Origin of the sequence: Thiomicrorhabdus sediminis (genome assembly GCF_005885815.1) — a bacterium.
Lineage (GTDB): Bacteria > Pseudomonadota > Gammaproteobacteria > Thiomicrospirales > Thiomicrospiraceae > Thiomicrorhabdus > Thiomicrorhabdus sediminis.
Genome location: NZ_CP040602.1, coordinates 1,287,622 through 1,311,196, shown reverse-complemented (window position 1 = coordinate 1,311,196; position 23,575 = coordinate 1,287,622). Strand labels below are relative to the sequence as shown.

The 23,575-nt window shown below is 46.1% G+C and carries 21 protein-coding genes; 14 read left to right on the top strand and 7 right to left on the bottom strand.

Features of this window, described 5'->3' with window-relative positions; translation table 11 throughout:
* Nucleotides 1-2: 2 nt before the first annotated feature.
* From FE785_RS06035 to FE785_RS06025, 3 genes are all read left to right on the top strand, one after another.
* On the top strand, nt 3-1,253 hold the full coding sequence (locus tag FE785_RS06035) for a lipoprotein-releasing ABC transporter permease subunit (RefSeq protein ID WP_138564892.1): 1,251 nt from the start codon (nt 3-5) through the stop codon (nt 1,251-1,253).
* The gene (lolD, locus tag FE785_RS06030; RefSeq protein WP_238696223.1) at nt 1,246-1,959 is read left to right on the top strand and encodes a lipoprotein-releasing ABC transporter ATP-binding protein LolD; all 714 of its coding nucleotides are present in this window, start codon (nt 1,246-1,248) and stop codon (nt 1,957-1,959) included. Before FE785_RS06035 ends, lolD begins: the two co-directional genes overlap by 8 nt.
* A 103-nt stretch (nt 1,960-2,062) precedes the next feature.
* Nucleotides 2,063-3,991, top strand: coding sequence for an ATP-binding cassette domain-containing protein (locus FE785_RS06025; protein WP_138564891.1), 1,929 nt, complete (start codon nt 2,063-2,065; stop codon nt 3,989-3,991).
* Nucleotides 3,992-4,097: 106 nt separating this feature from the next.
* Here the strand turns inward: FE785_RS06025 and FE785_RS06020 are convergent, their stop codons facing one another.
* Nucleotides 4,098-6,794 carry a methyl-accepting chemotaxis protein gene (locus FE785_RS06020; protein WP_138564890.1) on the bottom strand — a complete coding sequence of 899 codons (2,697 nt, stop codon included), beginning with the start codon at nt 6,792-6,794 and terminating at the stop codon, nt 4,098-4,100.
* Nucleotides 6,795-7,135: 341 nt separating this feature from the next.
* On the opposite strand from FE785_RS06020, the gene FE785_RS06015 reads away from it, so the two are divergent.
* The 8 genes from FE785_RS06015 (at nt 7,136) to FE785_RS05980 (ending at nt 14,905) form a co-directional block, all read left to right on the top strand.
* The gene (locus tag FE785_RS06015; RefSeq protein ID WP_138564889.1) at nt 7,136-8,032 is read left to right on the top strand and encodes a prenyltransferase; all 897 of its coding nucleotides are present in this window, start codon (nt 7,136-7,138) and stop codon (nt 8,030-8,032) included.
* Between the two features lie 93 nt (nt 8,033-8,125).
* Nucleotides 8,126-9,025 carry a cysteine synthase CysM gene (gene cysM, locus FE785_RS06010; RefSeq protein ID WP_138564888.1) on the top strand — a complete coding sequence of 300 codons (900 nt, stop codon included), beginning with the start codon at nt 8,126-8,128 and terminating at the stop codon, nt 9,023-9,025.
* Nucleotides 9,026-9,093: 68 nt separating this feature from the next.
* Nucleotides 9,094-9,618 (top strand): CYTH domain-containing protein, encoded by a 525-nt coding sequence (locus FE785_RS06005; RefSeq protein WP_138564887.1) that lies wholly within the window; start codon nt 9,094-9,096, stop codon nt 9,616-9,618.
* Entirely contained in the window at nt 9,605-10,927 is a 1,323-nt protein-coding gene (locus tag FE785_RS06000; protein ID WP_138564886.1) for a TolC family outer membrane protein, read from the top strand. Before FE785_RS06005 ends, FE785_RS06000 begins: the two co-directional genes overlap by 14 nt.
* A 27-nt stretch (nt 10,928-10,954) precedes the next feature.
* Nucleotides 10,955-12,526: an ABC transporter substrate-binding protein gene (locus FE785_RS05995; RefSeq protein WP_238696222.1), complete on the top strand. Its 1,572-nt coding sequence runs from the start codon at nt 10,955-10,957 to the stop codon at nt 12,524-12,526.
* An 11-nt stretch (nt 12,527-12,537) separates the two neighbouring features.
* Entirely contained in the window at nt 12,538-13,080 is a 543-nt protein-coding gene (locus tag FE785_RS05990) for a L,D-transpeptidase (protein ID WP_275115338.1), read from the top strand.
* Nucleotides 13,081-13,178: 98 nt separating this feature from the next.
* A complete protein-coding gene (gene nikB / locus FE785_RS05985; protein ID WP_138564884.1) occupies nt 13,179-14,102 on the top strand; it encodes a nickel ABC transporter permease in 924 nt (307 codons plus the stop codon).
* Nucleotides 14,099-14,905 (top strand): ABC transporter permease, encoded by an 807-nt coding sequence (locus tag FE785_RS05980; protein WP_138564883.1) that lies wholly within the window; start codon nt 14,099-14,101, stop codon nt 14,903-14,905. The genes nikB and FE785_RS05980 overlap by 4 nt, the downstream gene beginning before the upstream one ends.
* A gap of 181 nt (nt 14,906-15,086) precedes the next feature.
* Here FE785_RS05980 and FE785_RS05975 read toward each other — a convergent pair whose 3' ends face one another.
* On the bottom strand, nt 15,087-15,536 hold the full coding sequence (locus tag FE785_RS05975; RefSeq protein WP_138564882.1) for an MOSC domain-containing protein: 450 nt from the start codon (nt 15,534-15,536) through the stop codon (nt 15,087-15,089).
* 328 nt (nt 15,537-15,864) lie between these two features.
* On the opposite strand from FE785_RS05975, the gene nagZ reads away from it, so the two are divergent.
* Together nagZ and FE785_RS05965 are read left to right on the top strand one after the other, a co-directional pair.
* Nucleotides 15,865-16,935, top strand: a complete 1,071-nt coding sequence (nagZ, locus tag FE785_RS05970) for a beta-N-acetylhexosaminidase (RefSeq protein WP_202978285.1) — start codon at nt 15,865-15,867, stop codon at nt 16,933-16,935.
* A gap of 66 nt (nt 16,936-17,001) precedes the next feature.
* Nucleotides 17,002-18,144 carry a mechanosensitive ion channel family protein gene (locus FE785_RS05965; RefSeq protein ID WP_138564881.1) on the top strand — a complete coding sequence of 381 codons (1,143 nt, stop codon included), beginning with the start codon at nt 17,002-17,004 and terminating at the stop codon, nt 18,142-18,144.
* Between the two features lie 2 nt (nt 18,145-18,146).
* On the opposite strand, the gene FE785_RS05960 is transcribed toward FE785_RS05965, so the two are convergent.
* Both FE785_RS05960 and murB read right to left on the bottom strand, forming a co-directional pair.
* Nucleotides 18,147-18,803, bottom strand: coding sequence for an START domain-containing protein (locus FE785_RS05960; protein ID WP_138564880.1), 657 nt, complete (start codon nt 18,801-18,803; stop codon nt 18,147-18,149).
* A 34-nt stretch (nt 18,804-18,837) separates the two neighbouring features.
* Nucleotides 18,838-19,860 carry a UDP-N-acetylmuramate dehydrogenase gene (murB, locus tag FE785_RS05955; protein WP_138564879.1) on the bottom strand — a complete coding sequence of 341 codons (1,023 nt, stop codon included), beginning with the start codon at nt 19,858-19,860 and terminating at the stop codon, nt 18,838-18,840.
* Nucleotides 19,861-20,020: 160 nt separating this feature from the next.
* On the opposite strand from murB, the gene FE785_RS05950 reads away from it, so the two are divergent.
* Entirely contained in the window at nt 20,021-21,463 is a 1,443-nt protein-coding gene (locus FE785_RS05950) for a sodium-dependent transporter (RefSeq protein WP_138564878.1), read from the top strand.
* A gap of 212 nt (nt 21,464-21,675) precedes the next feature.
* Here the strand turns inward: FE785_RS05950 and FE785_RS05945 are convergent, their stop codons facing one another.
* The 3 genes from FE785_RS05945 to FE785_RS05935 form a co-directional block, all read right to left on the bottom strand.
* Nucleotides 21,676-21,918, bottom strand: coding sequence for a hypothetical protein (locus FE785_RS05945; protein WP_138564877.1), 243 nt, complete (start codon nt 21,916-21,918; stop codon nt 21,676-21,678).
* Between the two features lie 28 nt (nt 21,919-21,946).
* The gene (gene dapE, locus FE785_RS05940; protein ID WP_138564876.1) at nt 21,947-23,077 is read right to left on the bottom strand and encodes a succinyl-diaminopimelate desuccinylase; all 1,131 of its coding nucleotides are present in this window, start codon (nt 23,075-23,077) and stop codon (nt 21,947-21,949) included.
* 69 nt (nt 23,078-23,146) lie between these two features.
* Complete coding sequence (locus tag FE785_RS05935) at nt 23,147-23,488, bottom strand: Spx/MgsR family RNA polymerase-binding regulatory protein (protein WP_138564875.1); 342 nt, start codon at nt 23,486-23,488, stop codon at nt 23,147-23,149.
* Nucleotides 23,489-23,575: the final 87 nt, after the last annotated feature.

The window sequence follows — 23,575 nt, the reverse complement described above, 5'->3', positions numbered from 1 at the left end:
TTATGATAAAAGCGCCTTTTGAACTCTTACTGGGGTTACGTTATACCCGTGCCAAACGTCGCAACGGGTTTATCTCTTTTATTTCCCTGTCATCAATGATCGGTATCGCGCTGGGGATTACCGCGCTGATTACCGTGTTATCGATTATGAACGGTTTTCAGGAAGAATTGCGTGACCGTATTCTGGGGATGACGGCTCATATGACGGTCAATGAGCAGAATGATCGCCTAGCGGACTGGCAATCGCTTTATCAGCGTGTCCAGGGGCAACCTCATATTATCGGCGCGGCTCCCAATATCATGGAGCAGGGTATGCTGACCAATGGCAAGCGTGTCAAAGGAGTCGCTATTCGCGGTATCTTGCCTGAGTATGAAAACCAGGTTGCGGATATTGCCAGTCAAATTCAGTTCGGAACTTTGTCGAGCTTGGAGCCGAGATCCTATCGTATTATCTTGGGCAGTGAGTTGGCATTGTCTTTAGGGGTTTCTATCGGCGATAAAATCACCCTGATTGCTCCGCAAGGCACCATTTCGCCTGTCGGTATAGTACCGCGAATCAAGCGTTTTACCGTAGCCGGTATTTTTGAAGCCGGTATGCATGAATACGATAGCGGTTTGGCCTTAATCCATATTCAGGATGCGCAGAAAGTCTTTAAGTATCAGGATTCGGTCAGTGCTTTGCAGCTTAAACTGGATGACATGTTTTTGGTCGGCAAGGTCAAGCACGATTTGGCATCGGTTATTGAAAACACCGTTTATATACGGGATTGGCGTCAGCAGCACAGCAATTTTTTCCGTGCCATTGAAATGGAAAAACGCATGATGTTTATCGTTCTAACACTGATTATTATGGTGGCGGCGTTTAATATCGTCTCCACAATGGTGATGGTGGTAACCGACAAACAAAGTGATATCGCCGTATTACGCACCATTGGCGCGACTCCGCTGAGCATACAGATGATATTTATTATTCAAGGGCTGGTTATCGGTTTATTGGGCGTTATTCTAGGCTTGATAGGCGGGCTCAGTCTGGCTTTGAATATCGATGTCATCGTGCCGTTTATCGAGAACCTATTAGGGATCCAGTTCTTCCCACCCGATGTCTATTACATCAGTACTGTGCCGTCTAAACTTATCTGGTCGGATGTGTTCTATATTGCCGGAGTGTCATTTATCTTGACGCTATTGGCGACCATTTACCCGGCACGAAAAGCGGCAAAAGTAAATCCGGCGGAGGCATTACGTTATGAGTAGTTCAATGAATGCTGCAAGTGTTGAGCAAGAATCCAATGCATTGGTGTTACGCGCGTGCGGTTTAGCCAAAACCTATCAGGAGGGTGAAATCACCACTGAAGTGTTTAGTGATATCAACTTTGAGTTGGCTCAAGGCGAGAAGGTCGCTATTGTCGGTGCCTCCGGTTCCGGTAAAAGTACTTTGTTGCATCTGTTGGCCGGTTTGGATACGCCTAGCCAAGGTGAGGTAAGTTTACACGAACAGGCGTTTTCCACTCAAAGTGATGTCAAAAGAGGCAAGTTGCGTAACCGATATATGGGCTTTGTCTATCAGTTCCACCACTTGTTTGCCGAATTGAATGCGTTGGAAAATGTCATGATGCCCTTGCAAATCCGTCGTGAATCGCCGCAAGTTGCCAAGCAAAAAGCCTTGCAACTATTGCATAAAGTGGGGCTTGAGCATCGTGCGTCACATAAACCGAGCGAGCTTTCCGGTGGTGAGCGCCAGCGCGTTGCTATTGCCCGAGCCTTGATTACCGAGCCGGCTTGCTTGCTTGCTGATGAGCCGACCGGGAATCTCGATCACGCTTCTGCCGAGCAGGTGTTTGAGCTGCTGTTAAAGCTTAACCAGGACTTGGGTACGGCCTTATTGATTGTCACTCATGACCGTGAGTTGGCTAATCGTATGGATCGTCAGGTCACCATGCTTGATGGCCGTTTGGCTTAAACGAACAGTTGTCTGCAATCCCACCAATTTTCAGCGACAATATGCGGTTATAGAAATAGATAAATAACCGCACAAAATTGTCCTTCTCTAGAAATATACCAAAGTGTTAAATTTACAAAGTCTCTCAATTCGTGCCGGAACCAAACCCTTATTGGAAAATGCCAATTTAACGGTGCATGACGGTCAAAAAATCGGTTTAATTGGTCAAAACGGGGTTGGTAAAACCACATTGTTCCGTACGATCTTAAACGAGGTGTCGATTGACAGTGGTCAGGTGGCTATCCCCGCCAATTGGTTGATTGGTTGTGTTGAACAGGATATCGCCGATGCCTCTGTCAACGCATTGCAATATGTCACTTTTGGCGACAGCCTCTATGCAGAGTATCAGCAGCAGATCGAGCAAGCCTGTCAAACCAATGACGATAATGCCATGGTCAAAGCCTATGATCAGATGGATAAAATCGCCGGTTATCAGGTGCCGATCAAGGCCAAGCAACTGCTGTACGGTTTAGGTTTCAAGGACAGCGATTTCGAGAAAAATATCGGTGAGTTTTCCGGTGGTTGGCAGGTACGTCTGAAATTGGCACGTGCTTTAATGCAGCGCGCTGACTTGTTATTGCTGGATGAGCCGACCAATCACTTGGATATCGAGGCGGTGTCCTGGCTGGAGCAGTGGCTGCAGAGTTATCCCGGTGCTGTGCTGATTATCTCTCATGATCGTGATTTCCTCGATCAGGTCGTGCAAGGTATTGCCCATATCGATGAGCAGAAAATTCATTTCTATGCCGGGAATTTTGCCGCTTTCGAGCGTCAGCGCAATGAGCAGTTAATGCAGCAACAGGCCTTGCACGACAAACAGAAACAGCAGATGCAGCAGCTTAAAACCTTTATCGAACGTTTCAAGGCCAAGGCCAGCAAGGCCAAGCAGGCGCAGAGCCGCGTCAAGGCTTTGCAGCGCATGGAACAGGTCGCGGCGGTCCAGGCAAGCAACCCTTTCGAATTCAAGTTTTTATCGCCCGATCATCAGCCTGATCCGATGATGCAGATTGAGAAACTCAATTTTGCCTTTGGCGAGCATGTCATTTTACAGAGTGTCGATTTGACCTTAAGAGCCGGTGACCGTATCGGACTGGTAGGGATTAACGGTTCGGGTAAAACTACCTTGTTAAAACAGCTGGTTGGAGAGCTTAAACCCGATAGCGGTAAGGTAATGATCAGTAAAGGGGTGAAAATCGGTTATTTCGCCCAGCATCAAATCGAATCTTTGAATTTCGAGCAGAGCCCACTTGGTCATTTATTGGCATTGGAAAACCCACCGACCGATCAGGAGGGGCGCAATTTTCTTGGCGCCTTTGGTTTTTCCAATAACCAGTGTTTGGAGTCGATCAAAGCGTTTTCCGGTGGTGAAAAGGCGAGGCTGGCTCTGGCATTGATTGTTTATCAAAAGCCAAACCTGATTATTCTTGATGAGCCGACCAATCACCTGGACATGGAAACTCGTGATGCATTGGATATGGCGATTCAAGAGTTTAGCGGTGCGATTATTCTGGTCAGCCATGATAAACACCTTTTAGCAAGCATTGCTGATCAATTCTGGTGGGTACACCAAGGCCAAGTCACGCTCTATCACGGTGATTTGGACGATTATCTGCAGGCGCAGTTAAAAGCCGTCAAAGCGATGCAGCAATCAGAAGGTGATGGAGCGGCAAATAAAAGCGCATCCAAAAAAGAGCTGCGTCAACAAAGTGCGCAGCTTCGTAAGCAGCTTGAGGTACAAATCAGACCACAGCAAAAGCGTTTACAGCAGGTGGAAAAGCAGATTGATAAATATCAGTCTGAGCAAAGCCAATTACACCAGTTGATGGAAGATGAAACGCTTTATGAAGCCGATAATAAAGAGCGTTTGGCAAACTGCTTAAAGCAGGAAGCGCAAGTCACTCAGTCTTTGGATGAGCTGGAAATGGAGTGGTTGGAATTAAGTGAGCAGATCGAGGCGATTAAAGATGAGTTTAGTCGCGCCAATCAGGGTTGACTAAAGCTTATCGATTTGACTCGTTAATCGAGTTTGCAGAAATTATAAAAAAGCCCCGCTTAACATTTGCTAAGCGGGGCTTTTTATTTTCCTGAAAAGAGGGCGGTTAGAATTCTGCCCACTCATCATCATTACCGGTCGGTTGGGTCGGTGCCGGTGTTTGCAGGCCATCAGGTTTGGCTGTTGACGGCTTCGCCTGCGTTTTGCTTTCAGCAGGTTTGGCTGCGGTCGCCTTGTCTGTTGCTGCGTTGACCACCGGTTTGGTTGTCAATTTAGGCGTTTCAACCTTATCAGCGGCTTTGGGCTTTTCAGCTGCCGGCGCGACAGGTTTTTGAGGTGCCGCCAAAGGTTTGGCTTGAGTAACTGACTTGCCGGTTTTAAAGAACGACATATATTCATTCAAGCTGGCAGCCTGACTAGACATATTGTCCGCAGAGCTTGAGGTGCTCTCTACCAAAGCGGCATTCGCCTGAGTCGCTGAATCGATTTCACTGATGGCTTGATGCACCTGAGAAACCCCTTCGGCCTGTTCTTGTGATGCCGCATTGATTTGGTGAATCATTTCGGCGACATTGTTAATCGATACCATGATCTCTTTTTGCACTTCACCGGAAGCACGCGCCAGCTCGGTACCTTGTGAGATGCGTTGGACACTTGAATCGATAAGATTCTTGATGTCTTTCGCGGCATCCGCAGATTTTTGCGCCAATGAGCGTACTTCTCCGGCAACGACCGCGAAACCGCGACCGTGTTCGCCGGCACGTGCCGCTTCAACCGCCGCGTTCAATGCCAACAGGTTGGTTTGGAATGCGATACTGTCGATAAGAGTGACAATCTCGGCGATCTCACTACTTGAAGCCTGGATGCTGTCCATTGCCTCAATCGTGCGAGTCATAACATCCTGAGCCTTGCCAGATTCACCTTGTACCTGTTCAACCACTTCAGATGCCTGCATCGCATTTTCGGTATTGTTCTGTACCGCAGCATTCATCTCTTCCATGGTTGCAGAGGTTTGCTCAATCGCGGCAGCCTGCTGCTGGATTTTTTGACGAACATCATTCGCACCGCCGGAAACGTTCGACGATTCGTTGTTTACGATAACTCCGGCTTCAACCACTTTAGATACGATATCAGCCAAGTTGGTAATGGATTGATTAATCGCCTCTTTCAAGGTGAGTAGGTCGCCATGGTATTCGTTGGTAATGGTTTTAGTTAAATCACCTTCGCTTAGCGAGGTCACGGCACTGACAATATCGTTAATTGCCGAGTTCAAGCTTTCCATCGAATCATTGATGCTGTATTTCAATGTTTTCAAGTCACCCTGGGCAATAATCTCGACACGTTTGCTGTAATTACCTTGTTGCATGGACTGCATTACATTATTGATTTCCTGGATAACCTGGTTGGTTTCCGAGAAAGCCTGTTTGGCATTTTCCAGCATGTCTTTATAACGACCGGCGGTATTTGCCGAGCTGATGGTTGTGCTGTAATTACCTTCACGCATTGCCTGCATTGCAGAAGAAAGACTGTTCATAACTTCTTCAATGGTTTCTGTACTGTCATTAATACCGTCTTTCAGTTTCTGCAGGTCACCATGGTAATCGCCCTGAATGCGAGAGTCGAAATTACCTTGAGAAATTGCATAGACCGTACTGTTAGCCTCATCCAGTGCGGAGGAGATTTGCTCTAGCAGATTGTTGATCGCTTCAGAGGTTTGTCCGACTTCATCTTTGGACATGACTTCATTACGTAAAGAAAAGTCACCGGTTTCTAGAATTTTAGCCGTATTCGCCTGCACTTTCTGTAGCGGGCAGATAATCATGCGGTTAACCAAGACAACAATAATCGCGGTCAAGAGAATAATAACCAAGATAATACCGGCCAAAGAAATCTGCGCGGATTCCATGGCGGCATTGATTGGCGCTTCATATTTGTTTTTATCGATAATAAAGATATGACGCCCGAAGATCTGGTTGTCTGCATCATAAGCAGGAATGTCGATCAGGGTTTTATCCTCAAAGCTATAAACCTGTCTTTCTTCTCCATCGATAGGCTGGAAGGCTCGCTTCAGAAACTCAACGGCATCTTTATCAAACCATCGGTTGTTGGAGAGAATGTATTTATTATTAATAGGCATGTTTTTGCTGACGACTTCAAGGTCGCCATACTGCTTGGTTAGCTGTTCTTTATCGACGAGCATAATCCATTGGCCTTCCATATCAGCGGTGAAGGCTTTACGAACGGAGGCCAAGCCCTGAAGGAAGCTCACCATACCCATGAATTCACCGTCTGCCATAACTGGTGATATTGCCATCACGGCGACACCCACACCGCCGACAGCTAAGGCACCATAGGCTTGTTTTTCTTTCATGACTTTTTTGACGATAGGGTTATTGGTGACATCTTGACCGTAGTTGTTAATATCCCATGAACGTACCAGCGATCGCCCATCCATTGTGATTAGGTGAGAACGAATGCTTTTGTAACCTGTTTGATTGGCGAATTGCTCTTTCAGCTTTGCTAAAGTTGGGATGACGACTTCACGTTCTTCCACTTCAAGTGAAGAAACGACTACTGGCTCGGTGCTCAAGGCGGTTGAACCAAGAATGCCGCCTTGTACTTTTAAATTGATTTGCGCGTTAATGTAGTCGCTCATTTGATCGATGACACGATCACGTTCAATTTGCTTGATAGGCACAATGGATGTGTTGTATATAACAATCCCGAGAATGGTAGCAGTAATCAGCCCGGTGAGAGCTGTTGAAAAAATTACTTTGGCTCGTAATGAAGCATTTCGAAACATGGAAACTTCCTCTAAAGTTTATTTAACGCCGTTGTTTTTATTTTCAAATTTTCGTTATGTTTAGTTGTCATCGAAAATCGAAACTTTGTTTGTTTTTATCTCTAATTTAAGCGCTAACAGCCATATTATGACGACGGATACCAAGGTTCAAGTCTATTCCTGATAAAAATGACAAAAAAGGAAAAAATATTTTTTAGCCAGAAAAAAAAGGAAAAAATGGGCAAGTAAAATACGTATTTCCAAGTACTTATAAGCTGATTATAATGTTGAGATATAAAATTTATTGAATAGATAAATAAATGGTTATATTTTTTGTGACGCATAGGCTAAAGGAGTAAGTGTTGGACAAGTTCACAGTGGTTTTACAAACAATGCGGCCTAATTTTTTAACCTTGGCTCCTGTTGTTATCGCTTTAGTTGTCTCGATTGAATGGTACCAGGGGCATGCTGTAGATTATGGATGGTTGGCATTAATCGTTGTCGGTGCGCTGTTTGCGCATATCTCGGTGAATATGCTAAATGAAATTCAGGACTTCCAATCAGGTCTGGATAAAATTACTCCGAAAACCCCTTTCAGTGGAGGCAGTGGTGCCTTGGTTGATGCGCCACAGATGACTCAGGCGGTCTATAAAGGGTTTTTAGTGGTGATGGCATTGCTTTGTTTGATTGGCATGCTTATGGTCTGGTACAGAGGTTGGCCGATTTTGTTAATCGGTGTTATCGGCATGCTCTTGATTATCGCCTATACCCGTTATATCACGCATATGCCTTGGCTCTGCTTGATCGCCCCGGGGTTGGCGTTTGGGCCTTTGATCATGATGGGAGCGGATTATGTGTTGACGGGAAGGTTCTCAGGCGTTGTCTTGGTTCTGTCTATGGCGGTGTTTTTTCTCGTTAATAACCTTTTGTTATTGAATCAGGCTCCGGATATCAAAGCGGATAGAACCGTGGGGCGTTTTAATATTTGGATGCGTTTGGGGCAAAAGGGGGCCTTGCGGATATTTACGCTATTTTCTCTAATGGGTTTTATCGTTTTGGTATTTGCGATTGAGTATTATCAATTGCCTGCTATGCTTTGGTTGACCTTGCTGGCATTACCGCTGGCACTTTTTTCTGTAATGCGAGCCTATAAGGCGGAGATGCAGATTTCCCAGTTGATGCCTGCCTTGGCAGCCAATGTGGTGTTAAATCATTTATTGCCGATTTTATTGATTGCTGGGTTCTGGCTCGCGGCTTAGGTTAGAATAGGCGCAATATCAATAAAAATCGGCTTTTCAGGTTATAAAGAGAGCGGGAAAAGCGGGTTATATCAAGACGGTTTTAAAGAAAATATGAGCTTTAGTACTTTAATGGATTTTGTCGGCAATACGCCGCTTGTGAAACTTCAGCGCATGGTCAATCCGCATACCAATAGCGTCGTGTTAGCAAAACTTGAAGGCAATAACCCGGCCGGGTCGGTTAAGGATAGACCGGCAATCAATATGATCAAGCAAGCCGAACTGCGTGGTGAGATTAAACCGGGTGACACCTTGATTGAAGCGACCAGTGGCAATACCGGCATTGCTCTAGCCATGGCCTCGGCGCTAATGGGTTACAAAATGAAGCTGATTATGCCCAATCATATGAGTATGGAGCGTAAAGCTTCTATGGCCGCTTATGGAGCCGAATTAATCGAGGTTTCACAAGAAGAGGGAATGGAAGGCGCCCGTGATCTGGCTCTGCAAATGCAACAGCAGGGCCAAGGCATAGTGCTTGATCAGTTTTCCAATCCGGATAATCCACTGGCTCATTATCACAGTACCGGACCGGAAATATGGCGAGATACCGATGGTAAAGTCACCCATTTCGTCAGTGCCATGGGGACAACCGGTACGATTATGGGCACCTCAATGTTTTTAAAAGAACAGAATCCCGCTGTTCAGATTGTCGGTGTTCAGCCTGATGATACCGCCTCCATTCCAGGAATTCGCCGCTGGCCAAAAGAATACATGCCTAAAATTTATGAAGCCACCCGTGTCGATCGCATTATCGATATGTCACAAAACCTTGCCGAGCAGACCATGCGGGAGCTGGCGACAGCAGAAGGGATTTTTGGCGGGGTATCATCAGGTGGCGCTTTGGCAGCGGCATTACAAATTGCCAACGAAGTTGAAAATGCGGTGATTGTCACCATTGTTTGCGATAGAGGGGACCGCTATCTGTCGACCGGCGTCTATAACCCGGCCGGTTAAACGGTGAATCGCGAAATAAGTTACTCATAACGTCCGATAAAGCAAAATATAAAGATACTGAGATATTCATGGCCAGAGAGATTGAGCGCAAGTTTTTATTAAAAAATGATGATTGGAAGGCCTTAGCCCACCAGAAAACCCATTTTGCTCAGGGTTACCTTAACGATATCAGCGATGCGATCGGTAATAATGATGACAATAGAATCTGTGCGAAAAGTTCGGTAAGAGTTCGTATCGAGGGTGAACAGGCCAATATGAATATCAAAAGCCTGGAAATCGGGTTGAGTCGAGACGAATATGAATACCCGATACCTTTGGCCGATGCGGAAAAAATGCTAAAAACACTGGCGGTGGGCCCGGTAATTGAGAAATACCGTTATCTGGTAAAGTTCGCTGAGCACACTTGGGAAATCGATGAATTTTTGGGTGATAATCAGGGGTTGGTGGTTGCCGAGGTGGAAATGCAGTCCGAGGATGAAAGCATTGAACTGCCAAACTGGCTTGCAAGAGAGGTGACAGAAGAGGTGCGATATTATAATATCAGCCTGAGTCAACGTCCTTTTAAGGTTTGGAGTGAAGATGAAAAAGCTTAAGGCTTTCCCCGTCGCTTTTATAGGTTTATTCGCCAGTGCTTCGGCGCAAGCATTACCGCTTGGATTGACCGATGTCTATCAGCAAGCCTTGCAGCATGCGCCATCTCTGGCGCAAGCGCAAGCGCAATATCAAGCCGATGCCGAAAATGTTAATTTGGCCGAATCGGTATTGTTGCCCCAGGTTAAAGCCAGCGGCAGTTATGCGGTGAATGACAGTTCGATTGATAGTCAGGATGTCACCAGTCAGAGTTTGAGTCTGACAATTGATCAGGCGCTTTACGGTCAAAGCAGTTGGGCGCTTTACGATCAAGCACAGTTGATTGAAAAAGCGGCATCGATCGCTTTGCAGCAGGCGCATCAGGATTTGATTTTAAATGTTGCCAAAGCCTATTTCGATGTATTGCTCGCCGAGCAAAATTTGGCCTTGAGTGCTTCCGATCTAGAAGCTAAAACCCTGCAGTTTGAAACCGCGCAGGCATCAGCCGAATTGGGTTTGATGAGTCGAGTAGATGTACTTGAAGCGCGCTCCAGCCTCGATTTGGCGAAATCGGCGATTATCCAGGCGCAAAACGCCTTGGAAAACACTCAGGAAGCGTTGTCGCAAATCAGCGGTATTGATTTATCTCAGCTGCAAGCACAAGGTTTGAAAGAACTGACTCAGATTGGCAAGGGGATCGATTTGAACTATGCCGATAAACAGCTTGAAGCCCTTGCCGGATCGGCGAACTTATCGGTCAATAGCGCACAAATCCAGTATCAGATCGCACAAAAAGAAATCGATGTTAAAAAAGCCGGGCATTATCCGACGGTCGATTTGAAAGCGACTTTTAGCGACAACCAATACAGTGATTATCAGGCTGGCAGCAGTTTTATGGATTCGCGATCCAATAGCATCGCTTTGAATTTGAATGTGCCACTATATTCAGGCGGCGGTACCAGTTCGCAAGTGCGTTCCGCCTCGCAAAAGGCGATTGCCGCACAGCAAGGTTTGCGAAATGCGCGACAACAGGCTGTTTTGCAAGCCAAAACACAATGGCGTAATTGGCAGCAAGGCTTGAAGTTGATCGCCGCATTACGTGAGGCGGTAAAATCGAATGATGCTTTTGTCGAATCGGCAAAAGAAGGCTATAAGGTCGGCTTGAAAAGTATGCTTGAAGTCTTGACTGCGACGGCCAATCAAACCAGTGCGAGAAAGAATTTGATTGAGGCGATCCATAACCAGAGTTTGGCACACCTGCAATTAGAAGCGGCTATTGGTGATTTGGATCTACAGGATCTGCAGCAATACGAAGCCTTATTGCAAGAGTAACCTTCATTTAATTCTTAAGGATATTGGGTGGCATTTAATCGCCGAACATTAATCAAGCAGGTTTCAGCGTTTTCGCTAACCTCCGCGCTGGCTTCAACAGCGCTTATCAGTGGTTGTCAAAAGCCATCCAACTCACGACAGATACTGGTTGGTATCAATGGCCGTGCCCGCATGTTGGATCCACGTAAGGCGACGGACGCCTTATCCAGCCGTATCAATCGGTTGCTCTATCGTCAGTTGATTGATTTTGATAGCCGTTTCCAACCGATTCCCGATTTGGCCGAGTGGCAGCAATTATCGGCCAAGCATTACCGTTTTAGCTTGATTGACGAGAGTTTTTTTCCTGATGGCGAGCAGCTTAATGCCGAGGATGTTGCCGCCACCTATCGCAGTGTGCTGGATAAGGGTTTAGGCTCGGCACATAGAGGTTCTCTCAAACATATCCGTGCCATCGAAGTGATTAATGATAAGCAGCTGGATTTTTATCTCAGTCATGAAGACGCTTTATTTGTCGGACGCCTGGTAATCGGCATCTTACCGGCGAAAATGATTGCACAAAACCATCAATTTCAAGCATTGCCGATCGGTTCCGGTGCTTGTGAGTTTATTGCTATGTCAGAACAGAAGTTACAGTTGAAACGACGGTCTGATGGTGTCGAACTGGCTTTTATTCCGGTCAAGGATGCGACGGTTCGGGTGCTTAAGCTGAAAAAAGGAGAGCTGGATATTATCCAGAACGACCTGTCACCGGAACTGGTGCAATATGCTGCCAAGCAGCCGCAACTGCAAGTTGACTATCATTACGGCACCGGGTTTGGTTATATCGGTTTTAACTTTGAGGATCCTTTGCTATCACAGCTGGCATTGCGTCAGGCGATTGCCCACGGTATTGATCGTCAAGCGGTGATTGATGCGGTGTTTTCCGGTAGAGCACGATTAGCCGGCGGTCTGTTAGTGCCCAAGCATTGGTGTGGCGTTGAGGATATGCCGCAATATGACTATAACCCAAGCCTGGCTCGACAATTGATCAAGCAAGTTATAGAGCAAATCAAAAAGCGCAGCGAAATACGGCCTGAGCTGGCTGGGCTAATCAAGAAAAGCCAGTCGGGGCAAGAGGTTATCGAGCTAAGTTATAAAACGTCTAACGATCCGACGCGCATTCGTTTGGCAACGATTTATCAGTCTCAGCTAAAGCCCTTGGGTATTCATTTAAAGATCCAAAGTTATGATTGGGGTACCTTTTATAACGACATCAAGCAAGGGCGTTTTCAGCTCTATAGTCTGGCTTGGGTAGGGGTCAAGAGCCCGGATATCTTCCAGTATGTGTTTGCCTCAAACGCGATTCCACCACAAGGTGCCAATAGAGGGCGTTACCGTGATCAATTGGCCGATGATTTAATCGCACAAGCCTCTCAAACCGAAGATTTGGCAGAGCAGGCTAAGCTTTATAAACGGTTACAAAAAAGACTGCAAGCAACGCTGGCGGCGATGCCACTCTGGTATGAAGACCAATATGCGGTGAGTCGAAACAATATCAGTGGTTATCAACTTTATGCCGATGGACGCTTGGATGGCCTTTTAAGGGTGCAGAAAAACTGATGGGAGTTGCTGTGAACGAAAACGTTTTAAATCATCGAGGATATGATGACAAGCAGAATGAAAAGCGCATTCTTATCGATATTGCCAAGCAGTGTCTGGTGGTTTACCAAGGTAGCAACGAGATTAAACGCTATTTGATTAGCAGTGCCTTAAACGGTATCGGCGGGCAAAAAAATTCCGGAAAAACGCCTTTGGGAAAACATGTAATTCGTGCCAAAATCGGCGCAGATTGTCCCCTAAATACGGTATTTATCGGCAGGCGCCCGACCGGAGAGGTTTTTTCTGAAGCCTTAAAGCAACAGCATCCCGATCGCGATTGGATCCTAAGCAGAATTCTCTGGTTGTCCGGCTGTGAAGCGGGGATCAATCGTTTAGGTGATGTCGATACCATGCAGCGCTATATTTATATACACGGTACGCCAGATAGCGAGCCGGTGGGCAAACCGTTATCGCATGGCTGTATTCGTATGCGCAATAGCGACATTGTCGAGTTATTTGACTGGGTGGAAATCGCCACCGAAGTCAATATTGTCAGCGGCAACAAAGAAGGGTAGTTAGTGTTGTATATTTGCGAAACAGTTTCAGGTGTGACTTGTCGTTGCTCGATAGGGCGGGTTGGAGCCCATAGCGCACAACCGGGTAGTGGTCGATTATGAGCGGTTTTATTGTTCGGTTATTAGCATCGGTCATTTTCGTGTCTTGGATTGTAGGCACCATGGTGTTTTTTCTCATCCATCTCGTTCCAGGTGATCCGGTCGCAGTAATGCTTGGCGATTGGGCCAGTCCTGCCGATGAAAGTGCATTGCGCGCTCAACTTGGCTTGGATAAGCCGATATTCGAGCAGTATATTTCTTATCTATTGGCGCTGCTGCAATTTGATTTGGGGCAATCTTTGTTTTTCCAACAACCGGTGGCCGAGCTGGTGGCCGAGCGTTTTCCGATGACCTTGCAGTTGGCTATTATGGCGATGCTGGTGGCCGTGTTGATCGCTTTTCCCTTGGGGTTGTGGGCGGCATTACGTGCCGGCAAGTGGCCGGATAATCTATCGATGACAATCTCATTAATTGGCGTTTCCATTCCCAATTTCTGGTTAGGGCCTATGTTAATCCTGCTGTTTTCCATCGCCTTGGCGTGGCTGCCGGTAAGTGGTGCCGAACAACCGTTTGCCTGGGTGTTGCCGGCAGTCACACTGGGTACGGCCTTGGCGGCGATTCTGGCAAGAATGCTGAGAGCATCTTTGCTTGAGGTGATGCATGAAGATTATATTCGTACTGCACAAGCCAAAGGATTGTCGTCAATGATGGTTTATGGCAAGCACGCTTTGCTTAATGCCTTATTGCCGGTGGTGACCATATTAGGTTTGCAGCTAGGTACTCTGCTCGGTGGAGCGGTGATTACCGAAGTGGTGTTTGACTGGCCGGGATTGGGCCAGTTGTTGGTGGAGTCGATTCAGCGCCGTGATTATCCGGTGGTGCAAGCCTGTATTCTGATTATCAGCGTCGCCTATATTTCCATTAACGGCCTTACCGAGTTGGCTTATGCTTGGCTTGACCCAAGAATCAGGATGGCGCAATGATATTACGGTTTGTCAGTTATGCCATAGTTTTGGTTTGGTTGTTTATGGCGATTGCCGCTTTCTTTATCGATGAAAGCGCCGATATTGTCAATCTGCAACGTTTTTTAATGCCGCCAGATACACAGCAGTTATTAGGAGCGGATGAGTTAGGCCGTCCTATTTTGCAACGCTTGGTTGAAGGCGCTCAGACATCGCTTCTGGTTGCCCTCGGCGTGGTGTTTTTTTCGGCGATTATCGGTACCAGTATTGGCATTATCAGTGGATATACCGGTGGTTGGCTGGATCGAGTCGTGACTAAGATTATCGATGTGTTTCTTGCCTTTCCGGGCTTGTTATTGGCGATTGCCTTGGCGGCGATTCTGGGGCCGGGTATCGAGAATGTGGTATTTGCCCTGGTGGTGGTTGGCTGGGTAGGTTATGCGCGCTTGGCAAGAGCGCAAACCTTGAGTCTGCGTCATCGTGAGCATATTCAGGCGGCGCGTGTTTTAGGCGTTGCTACGCCGGTTATGCTTTATCGCCATGTATTGCCGTTGATTTTGGCGCCTTTAGGAGTTGAAGCAACCTTTGGTATCGCCGGAGCGGTGATTTCCGAAGCCGGGTTATCGTTTTTGGGCTTGGGGGTTCAACCTCCGGAAGCTTCTTGGGGCTCGATGATCAAAGAGGGAACCCGTTATCTATTGGTGGCACCGCATCTGGTTTTAGCGCCAGGAATCGCTTTGATGCTGGTGGTGTTAGCGGTCAACCTGATTGGCGATCAGTGGCGTGACCATCTCGATGTCAGAGCGAGAAATCAGCGTAATTAGACGGTTATTCGATTCACGCCGATTGAGATGAATGCGTTGAGATAGGGTTGTAAATTGGTTTGTTGATTGGCTTATCGATTAGTTTATAGGTTAGCGTGGTGCTAAGTTTAAGTTTAACCGAAGTGCAAACAAGTCGGTATTGTCGCAAAACTGGTGGCAAGAGAAGTTTGAAATATTGTGCTTAGAAACGCTTTAAATGACTGATTTTGTCACCATGTTTGATGGTTCCGCCTCGCAGTACTTTACAGCGAGCGCCGCCACGCCAATTTGGTGTTAAAGCGTGTTTTAGACCGGAGTGCAGTTTATCCATTAATGAACAGGGATCGGTTTCGCAACTGATTTGCAGTAATACATCACCGACTTGTATTTGCTCACCAATCATTGATGGGTTAAATTCAAAGTCGTCAACCAGCAGGTTTGCTCGTCTTTCAGTCCAGTCGAGCTCGGCGCCACATTCAGCGCATGCTTGCTGCCAGCTCTTTAAAGACAGTAAGGTGACTTGTGTCTGTTTATTTCTGGAGCCTTGATAATCATTATTCAGCCCGTGTTCGGTGCTGACTTCGATATGGTCATGAGTGGTGATTTCACCTTTTGCTTGGGTATGGGTGGCAATGCCCATTAGTTTTGCCATAGTCGCCTCATTTTGAGATAAAAGTTGAGCATTAATTGTAATCCAGTCAAGATTTAAGCGTTAGCGGATTCTGTTGAAGTTTTTGTGTCGCTTAGATGACAGACAGATGAAAGTCATGTTGGCTTGGAAAATTGATAGAGCTCTGCGTACTTGTCGATAGTGAACCTTAAGCGTGATCATTGGGCGATATGGACCGGTATTGGCTGATAGATTAGGCAAGAGGGGGTGTTTATGCTATGTTACGCCAAGTATGAAATTGAACGCTTTGCGTTGATATATTCGCATAATTGAATCAGCCTTTTATTAATGAAATTGGATTATAGATAAGATGAAGCATATTGCAGGACAAGCAATGTCTTTAGGATCGGTAATGATTGATATTGCCGGTACTGAATTAACCGATGTCGACATAGAACGTTTAATGGATCCATTGGTTGCCGGGGTGATTTTATTTAGCCGCAACTTTGAATCGGTTGAACAGTTACAGAAATTGACGCAATCCATACACAATTTACGTCACCCTAAGCTGCTGATAGCGGTTGATCATGAAGGTGGGCGAGTGCAGCGTTTCCGACAAGGTTTTACCAAATTGCCGGATATGCGCAGTTTAGGCGAGCTGTATAAGCAGGACGTGAATCACAGTTTCCAAGTGGCCGAAAAACTCGGTTGGCTATTAGCCGCCGAGCTTTTGGCGGTAGGGGTTGATTTCAGTTTTGCGCCGGTAGTCGATTTGGACTATGGTGGTTCGAAAGTGATTGGTGACAGGGCTTTTCATAGTGATCCGGTTGCGGTAGGGTTATTGGCAAGCCATGTTATGAAAGGGATGCATTCGGCGGGGATGGCCTCGGTGGCCAAACATTTTCCGGGTCATGGTTTTATCGAAGCCGATACCCATTATGAAGTAGCTGAAGATAAACGCAGTTTCAACGATATTCAGCAACACGATATGCAGCCGTTTCTGCGTTTAATGGAAAACGGTTTGGATGCGGTCATGCCGGCACATGTTATCTATTCGCAGGTTGATAAAGCCCCGGCCGGTTTTTCCGAATTCTGGTTGCAAAAAGTATTGCGTCAGCAGTGTCACTTTGAAGGCGCGGTGATCAGTGATGATATGAGCATGCAGGCGGCAACGGCTTATGGTTCACCTAGCGAGCGTGTCCAAAAGGCGTTGCAGGCAGGTTGTGATCTGGTGCTGGTGTGTAATGATTCGGTCGCTGCCGATGAGGTGCTTGCGCATGTCAGGTGGCAACCGAATGCGCTTTCTCATGCTCGATTGATTCGTTTGCATGCGCATGGTCGTTATCACTATGATAAATTGCATTACGATCCTCAATGGCAAGCAGCAGTGACGGTAATTAATAAACTGACGCAACAGCAGGATCAACAAGCGTTGCTATAGATCATTTTTTATATCGATGAGTTTAGCTAAAGATAGACAGAAACCAAAAAGCGATAGGATTGGATAATGGAGTGGATCACTCAACTTTGGACTGAATTGGTATTTATGTTCGGCGGACAAGTCTGGTTACTGCTGTTATTAACCATTTTGACCGCGACAACCATTATTGATGTCGTTCAGCGCTATGTGCTGCGTATCGTGCACTATCGCTTATTGATTACCGAGCATGTGTGGGTAGACAGTTTTGTTGATGCGGCGCGGGCACCGATCTCGTTTTTTATCTGGGTGACCGGTTTGATTCTGGCCCTGACCACGACCATCGGCCAGTTTCAGATCTATGTTGAATTGATTCCTTATATCTTGGCATTCAAACAGACGATCCTGACGCTATCGGTCGGTTGGTTTGTTATCCGTCTTGTCCAGCGCTTGGAGTTCCATCTTAAAGATCTGGCACGTGAAGATGAGCGTCTCGATGAAGTCACGGTTGAGGCCTTCGCCAAAATTATCAAGTTGTTGGCATTTGTTTTAACCGGTCTATTCTTCTTAAGTGCTTTTGGTGTCAGTCTGACCGGATTACTGGCCTTTGGTGGTGTGGGTGGTATTGCCATCGGTTTCGCGGCAAAAGACCTGCTTGGTAATGTTTTTGGTGGCATGATGCTTTATATGGATAAGCCATTTACCGTGGGCGAATGGATTCGTTCACCAGATAAGGATATTGAGGGGATTGTCGAGAAAATCGGTTGGCGCATGACAACTGTGCGCAGATTTGATAAACGACCGCTGTATATCCCCAATGGCATTTTTTCCAATATTGCCATCGAAAACCCGTCGCGTATGAGTCATCGCCGTATCTATGAAACGGTAGGGATTCGGTATGAGGATGCAAGCAGGATGTCTGCAATTGTGAATGATGTGCGTCATTTGCTGGAAAACCATGAAGAGATTGATATAGAACAGACCATTATTGTCAATTTCAATCAGTTTTCGTCTTCATCACTGGACTTCTTTGTTTACGCTTATACCAGAACAACCAACTGGATTCGTTATCATAACGTCAAGCAGGATGTGTTGTTGTCGATCAATGAGATTATCGAATCTCATGGGGCGCAGATTGCGTTCCCGACTCGTACCCTGCATTGGGCAAAAGACGAGGGGGAAGTGGACGCTAAGATTGAACAGCAACTTGCTGAGATGAATCAAGCTAAATAGGCTTATTCATCATTATTCTTCTCAATTTGGGTTTTCAGCGCACTCAGGCTGTAATAGGGCATATCAATCACTAAGGCGTTGGCCAACCAGCTCGGTATCTCGCCCCCGGGTTCGGCACTGATTTGCAGGGTCACCTGGGTGAGGTTGGCATCCAGTTTTTCGATCAACCAAAAGCCATCCAGCTTCGGGATGCGAATGCGATTGGCTTGCAAGGGGTAGCGCTCAGGTGCGGCTTGCATTGTTAAACGGTAACCTTGTGCTAAATCTTGTTGCTCGACAATAGTGACCGAGTCCCGGTCGGTTACCGGCCAAGGCGCTTGGGTTACGCTATAGCTAAGCCAGGTTTTCTCGCCGATTTTTTGCAGGCGTCTGGCTTCAATCGTATTGTGATACCAGTTAACCATATTAGGCGTGTCTTTAATAAAAGCCATAACCTCGGTAATAGGGGCTTTGATCAATACAGTCCCCTTAAAGGATTTGAATTCGGAATGGCTTACGGCTTGGGTCCAAACCTTGAGGTTCGGTTCTGCTATCTCCAGTTGCCAGGCACGAGCCTGAGTGCAGCAAAAAATCGCATAAACAAGGAGCAGATAAACAGTAAGTCTTGCTGGAGATTTTGAGGTTTTGGCGGTAGCTTGCGGAGCCAGGCTAGATAACATTATCACTGTTTTGACTCCTTTTGAGTGGTGCTGTCTAAAGAATAATGACCTCGGGTTCAAGGTGAATGCCGAATTTATGGATTACATCATCCTGTACCAGATGGTAGAGTTCTTCGATATCCGTTCCTTGCGCACCTCCCAGATTGACCAATACCAAAGCATGTTTACTTGATACGCCTGAGCGTCCGTGCGAGCGTCCTTTCCAGCCGGTTTGTTCAATCAGCCAAGCCGCCGGGATTTTATAGCTACCATCAAGCATGCGATGATTGGGCATTTCCGGGTATTGTTCGAGAAGCTTCTCAAAATAACTCTGGTCAATCACCGGGTTTTTGAAAAAACTGCCTGCATTACCTTGATGATTTGGATCCGGTAAGCGGTGTTTACGAATAGCCACTACCGCATCAAAGACCATTTGCGGGGTAATGTCTTCTTTTTTGATATCGCTTAAAGCATTTTTAAGTGGTTCATATACCAGGTTTGCCTGACCGTTTCTCAGTTTGCGTAAGCGGAAGGTCACACGGTGGATCAGCAGTTTATTGACAAATTCTTGTTTGAAAATACTGGTTCTGTAACCGAATTGGCAATCGGCATTGCGATATTCATTGCGCTGCCCGTCATACAAATTAAGGGTTTGTACGCGGGTGATGGTGTCTTGCGCTTCAGAACCGTAGGCACCGATATTCTGTACGGGGGCGGCTCCGACAGTACCCGGGATCAGGGCAAGGTTTTCCAGCCCCCACCAATCATGTTTTACGGTGTACTCAACCAGGTCATGCCATTTCATGCCGGCACCTACCGATATCCAGACGTTTTCGTCGTCTTCCTTGACGATTTTGAGTTTGTCGTAAGTGCAACGTACGGTAACGCCTTCAATATCGTGGGTAAATAGAATATTGCTGCCATCACCGATTACTCGCCATGGTAGTGAGGCGAGTTTTAAGTCGCTGCGAAGGGTTAACACATCACTTTGCTTGGTGATTTCGATGTAATACTGTGTTTTGACTTCAAGCTTGAAGGTGTTATATGGTTTGAGTGAGTAGTTTGCCTGGATGTGCATAGCTCTATTCTATGTTTACCTAAAATTACCTTTTTACACCGGTTTTTACAGGTTTTTGTATGTGTTTATAAGTGTTTTTGAGTCGAAGTCAAAATAGGCTGTAGGTATAATACGCGCGGTTAAATTTTAAACTTCATCCTATTATTATAAAGGAATATAGATGAGTCAAAATAATCTTTCAAAACATTTGTGGACATCACAATTTGTTTTTATTATGGCGGCTGTAGGTTCTGCGGTTGGCCTGGGGAATCTTTGGAAATTCCCTTATATCACCGGTGAAAACGGTGGTGGTGCCTTTGTACTTGTGTACTTGGGTTGTATTTTGTTGGTTGGTCTTCCGGTTCTGCTTTCTGAATTGGTATTAGGTCGTGCCGGGAAAGCTAATCCGGTTCAGGCTATGCAGTATCACGCCAAAAACAATAAGGCCAGTAAGTTCTGGACTTTTATCGGTATTAACGGTGCCTTGGGTTCAGCATTGATTTTCTGTTTTTATACCGTTATCGCTGGTTGGGCGGTTGCTTATTTTGCCGACAGTCTGCAAGGTAAGTTCATCGGTATTGATGCTGATGGCGTTGCTGAACATTTTAGCGGTTTGTTAGCCAGTCCGATGCAGTTGTTGTTCTGGCATACGGTTGTGGTTTTGTTCACGGTGTATGTGGTTTCCAACGGAATCAAGAGCGGTATCGAAAAAGCGATCAACTTTATGGTGCCTGGTCTGCTATTGATTCTTTTGGTGTTATTGGGGTATGCAACAACTACGGGTGGTTTTTCACAGAGTCTTGAGTTCCTATTTACGCCGGACTTCTCTAAGCTTAGCTGGGGCGCGGTTCTGGTTGCTTTAGGTCATGCCTTCTTTACCTTGAGTATCGGTATGGGGGTAATGATGGTTTACGGTTCTTATATGAAGGACAATGTTTCTATCGGTAAAGCGGCTATCTGGATTGCGATTGCCGATACCGTCATTGCATTGCTTGCAGGTATTATCATCTTCGCTATCGTATTCGCTAACGGCATGGAGCCAGGTGCGGGTCCAGGTTTATTGTTCCAGACATTGCCGCTTGCTTTCGGTGATATGACCGGTGGCTGGTTCTTCGGTACCTTGTTCTTCGCATTGGTTGTTATGGCGGCATTGAGCTCGGCGATTTCTATGATTGAGCCTGCGGTTGCCTATACAGAGCAAAACTGGGGCTGGACACGTGGTAAGTGCGCCTGGAGTCTTGGTGGGTTCTTATGGTTCTTAGGTATTGGAACAATCTTGTCATTCAATGAGTGGTCAGACGTTCACTTCTTTGCTGGTAAGACATTCTTTGACTCTCTGGATTTCTTGACTTCAAGTATCATGTTGCCATTGGGTGGTCTATTTATGGCTATCTTTATGGGATGGGTGCTATCTAAAGAAGTTCGTGAAAATCAGCTTGGTTTCTCACCAGTGCTTGATGCGGCTTTAATGATTGCATTGAAGTGGATTACACCGGTAGCGGTTATTATCGTATTCGCTTCTAATCTGGTTGATTCTTCTAATATGTGGGTGTTAGTTGGCGTTTGTTTGGTGGCCTACGCGATCTATATCCTTCAGGTGCGTAAGAAAAGCCTAGCGGATTAATCGCTATTTAGATGTTTGAACAAAAAAGCTGCTTTAAGCGGCTTTTTTTGTAACTCAAATTCTTGTCATTGGTTTTGCCATACAAGGGCTTTATGGCTAGTGAGATTGAAGCTGCGAGCGCAATTCTCACAATGTAGTCTGAGGGTAGCCAATCTGCAATCAGGTGAATAATCCATTCGATAGCGAGTTAGAAAGACTGTTTAGTGAAGTATTTAGTGTAGAACTTGGTCTTCAAAGGCGAGGTCAAGAATTTCACCTAAACCGAACACAAGCAAAAGAATCAGAATAAAAACGATAATAATGGAACGTGCGATAGGGTTGTCTATAAACTTGGCTTTCCAATGTTCCTTTTTGAAGTGTGGCCAAACCAAATAGATAAATACCGCCAAGGCGATAAGCTGTAAGCTTATTAACAGTAACTCAATGTACCAAGGTAATTCGGTTTCTGTCGGCACTGCTTATCTCCTTTGTGGTGATAGGGGGTTAGGTTAGCAGGTTAACCAGTGTTTGATAATAGATGTCGGTTAATTTTTCCAAATCGGCAACGCTGACTTGTTCATCGATCTTATGGATGGTCGCGTTAATCGGTCCCAACTCAATGACCTGTGCACCGGTTGGTGCGATAAAACGGCCATCAGATGTGCCACCACCGGTTGAAAGTTGTGGTTTGTAACCGAGTACATTTTCTGATGCCTGTTGCACAGCTTGAATCAATTCGCCATCGGCAGGAGTAATAAACGGCAAGCCGGATAGGTTCCACTGCAAATCATATTCCAATTTATGGTGATCCAAGATGGCATGGACACTTTCCTGTAAGGATTCTGGACTGTGTTCCGTCGAGAAACGGAAATTGAAAAGTACTTCAACATCGCCTGGAATCACATTGGTTGCGCCGGTGCCACCATTGATATTAGACACTTGGAATGAAGTCGGGGGAAAGTATTCGTTACCATGATCCCATTGCACCTGTACCAGTTGTTCAAGTGCTGGTGCTAGGTTGTGAATCGGATTGTCGGCTAATTCCGGGTAGGCGATATGCCCTTGAATACCCTTAACGGTCAGTTTCCCGCTTAAGGAGCCGCGACGTCCGTTTTTAATCGAATCTGCCAGCTTATGAGAGCTGGAAGGTTCGCCTACTAAGCAGTATTCAAATTTTTCGTTACGTCTTTCCAAGGCTTCAACTACCTTGACGGTTCCGTTGATTGCCGGGCCTTCTTCATCACTGGTGATCAGGTAGGCGATTGAGCCTTTATGATCAGGATGGTCTTTGACAAAACGCTTAGTCGCCACCATAAAGCAGGCAATAGAGCTTTTCATATCAGCGGTGCCGCGACCATACATGATATCGCCATCAATGTGGGCTGAAAACGGCGGGTGAGTCCAGGCATCAGCCGGGCCGGTAGGTACAACATCGGTATGGCCGGCGAAAACCAAGCATGGTGAGTCCAGTCCCTTGCGCGACCAGATATTATCAACATCGGCAAAACGCATGTGCTCGGTATTAAAGCCTAAAGCACTCAGGTAGTCAGCAATCATATGTTGACAGCCTTTGTCTTCAGGGGTGATCGAATCAATTTGGATCAATTGTTGGGCAAGGGTAATGGTTTCGCTCATAACTCTATATCTTTTGTGTCGTATTGGTGAAGTCGCTCAAGGCTTTAATGGTTGTTTAATGCAACGGTATTAAAGCATCTTCTGCTGGTAGTTTTTTTCATTAAAGCCGACCAGCACTTCATTATTAAGCTCGATTAACGGGCGCTTAATCAAGGTTGGCATCTGTTCAATAATGCTCAAATCGGTTTGATCAAGCAAGCTTTGTTTTTGTTCATCGTTAAGCTGCTTCCAGCTGGTGCTGCGTTTATTGATCAATTGGTCGATAGGCAGTTGTGTGAGCCAGTTATTGATCATTTCAAGGCTCGGTGGCTGCTGTTTAAAATCAACAAATTGGTAATCCAATTGGTTCTGTTCGAAAAACTTGCGCGCCTTACGAACCGTGTCGCAGTTGGCAATCCCATAAACAATCATTTAGGCACCTGTATTTCAATGGCTTCAAATGACACTCATTATAAGTGATAAAGCCGTTTATTAGGGGCGATTTCCATGTTTTGTAAA

Excerpts from the sequence above, each read along its gene's own strand:
- cysM (WP_138564888.1), top strand. The coding sequence starts at position 8,126 with ATGAGCTTTAGTACTTTAATGGATTTTGTCGGCAATACGCCGCTTGTG.
- FE785_RS05935 (WP_138564875.1), bottom strand. The coding sequence starts at position 23,488 with ATGATTGTTTATGGGATTGCCAACTGCGACACGGTTCGTAAGGCGCGC.
- nagZ (WP_202978285.1), top strand. The coding sequence starts at position 15,865 with ATGAAGCATATTGCAGGACAAGCAATGTCTTTAGGATCGGTAATGATT.
- FE785_RS05960 (WP_138564880.1), bottom strand. The coding sequence starts at position 18,803 with ATGTTATCTAGCCTGGCTCCGCAAGCTACCGCCAAAACCTCAAAATCT.
- FE785_RS05965 (WP_138564881.1), top strand. The coding sequence starts at position 17,002 with ATGGAGTGGATCACTCAACTTTGGACTGAATTGGTATTTATGTTCGGC.
- FE785_RS06000 (WP_138564886.1), top strand. The coding sequence starts at position 9,605 with ATGAAAAAGCTTAAGGCTTTCCCCGTCGCTTTTATAGGTTTATTCGCC.
- murB (WP_138564879.1), bottom strand. The coding sequence starts at position 19,860 with ATGCACATCCAGGCAAACTACTCACTCAAACCATATAACACCTTCAAG.
- FE785_RS05980 (WP_138564883.1), top strand. The coding sequence starts at position 14,099 with ATGATATTACGGTTTGTCAGTTATGCCATAGTTTTGGTTTGGTTGTTT.
- FE785_RS05950 (WP_138564878.1), top strand. The coding sequence starts at position 20,021 with ATGAGTCAAAATAATCTTTCAAAACATTTGTGGACATCACAATTTGTT.
- lolD (WP_238696223.1), top strand. The coding sequence starts at position 1,246 with ATGAGTAGTTCAATGAATGCTGCAAGTGTTGAGCAAGAATCCAATGCA.
- FE785_RS06005 (WP_138564887.1), top strand. The coding sequence starts at position 9,094 with ATGGCCAGAGAGATTGAGCGCAAGTTTTTATTAAAAAATGATGATTGG.
- dapE (WP_138564876.1), bottom strand. The coding sequence starts at position 23,077 with ATGAGCGAAACCATTACCCTTGCCCAACAATTGATCCAAATTGATTCG.
- FE785_RS06020 (WP_138564890.1), bottom strand. The coding sequence starts at position 6,794 with ATGTTTCGAAATGCTTCATTACGAGCCAAAGTAATTTTTTCAACAGCT.
- nikB (WP_138564884.1), top strand. The coding sequence starts at position 13,179 with ATGAGCGGTTTTATTGTTCGGTTATTAGCATCGGTCATTTTCGTGTCT.
- FE785_RS06035 (WP_138564892.1), top strand. The coding sequence starts at position 3 with ATGATAAAAGCGCCTTTTGAACTCTTACTGGGGTTACGTTATACCCGT.
- FE785_RS05975 (WP_138564882.1), bottom strand. The coding sequence starts at position 15,536 with ATGGCAAAACTAATGGGCATTGCCACCCATACCCAAGCAAAAGGTGAA.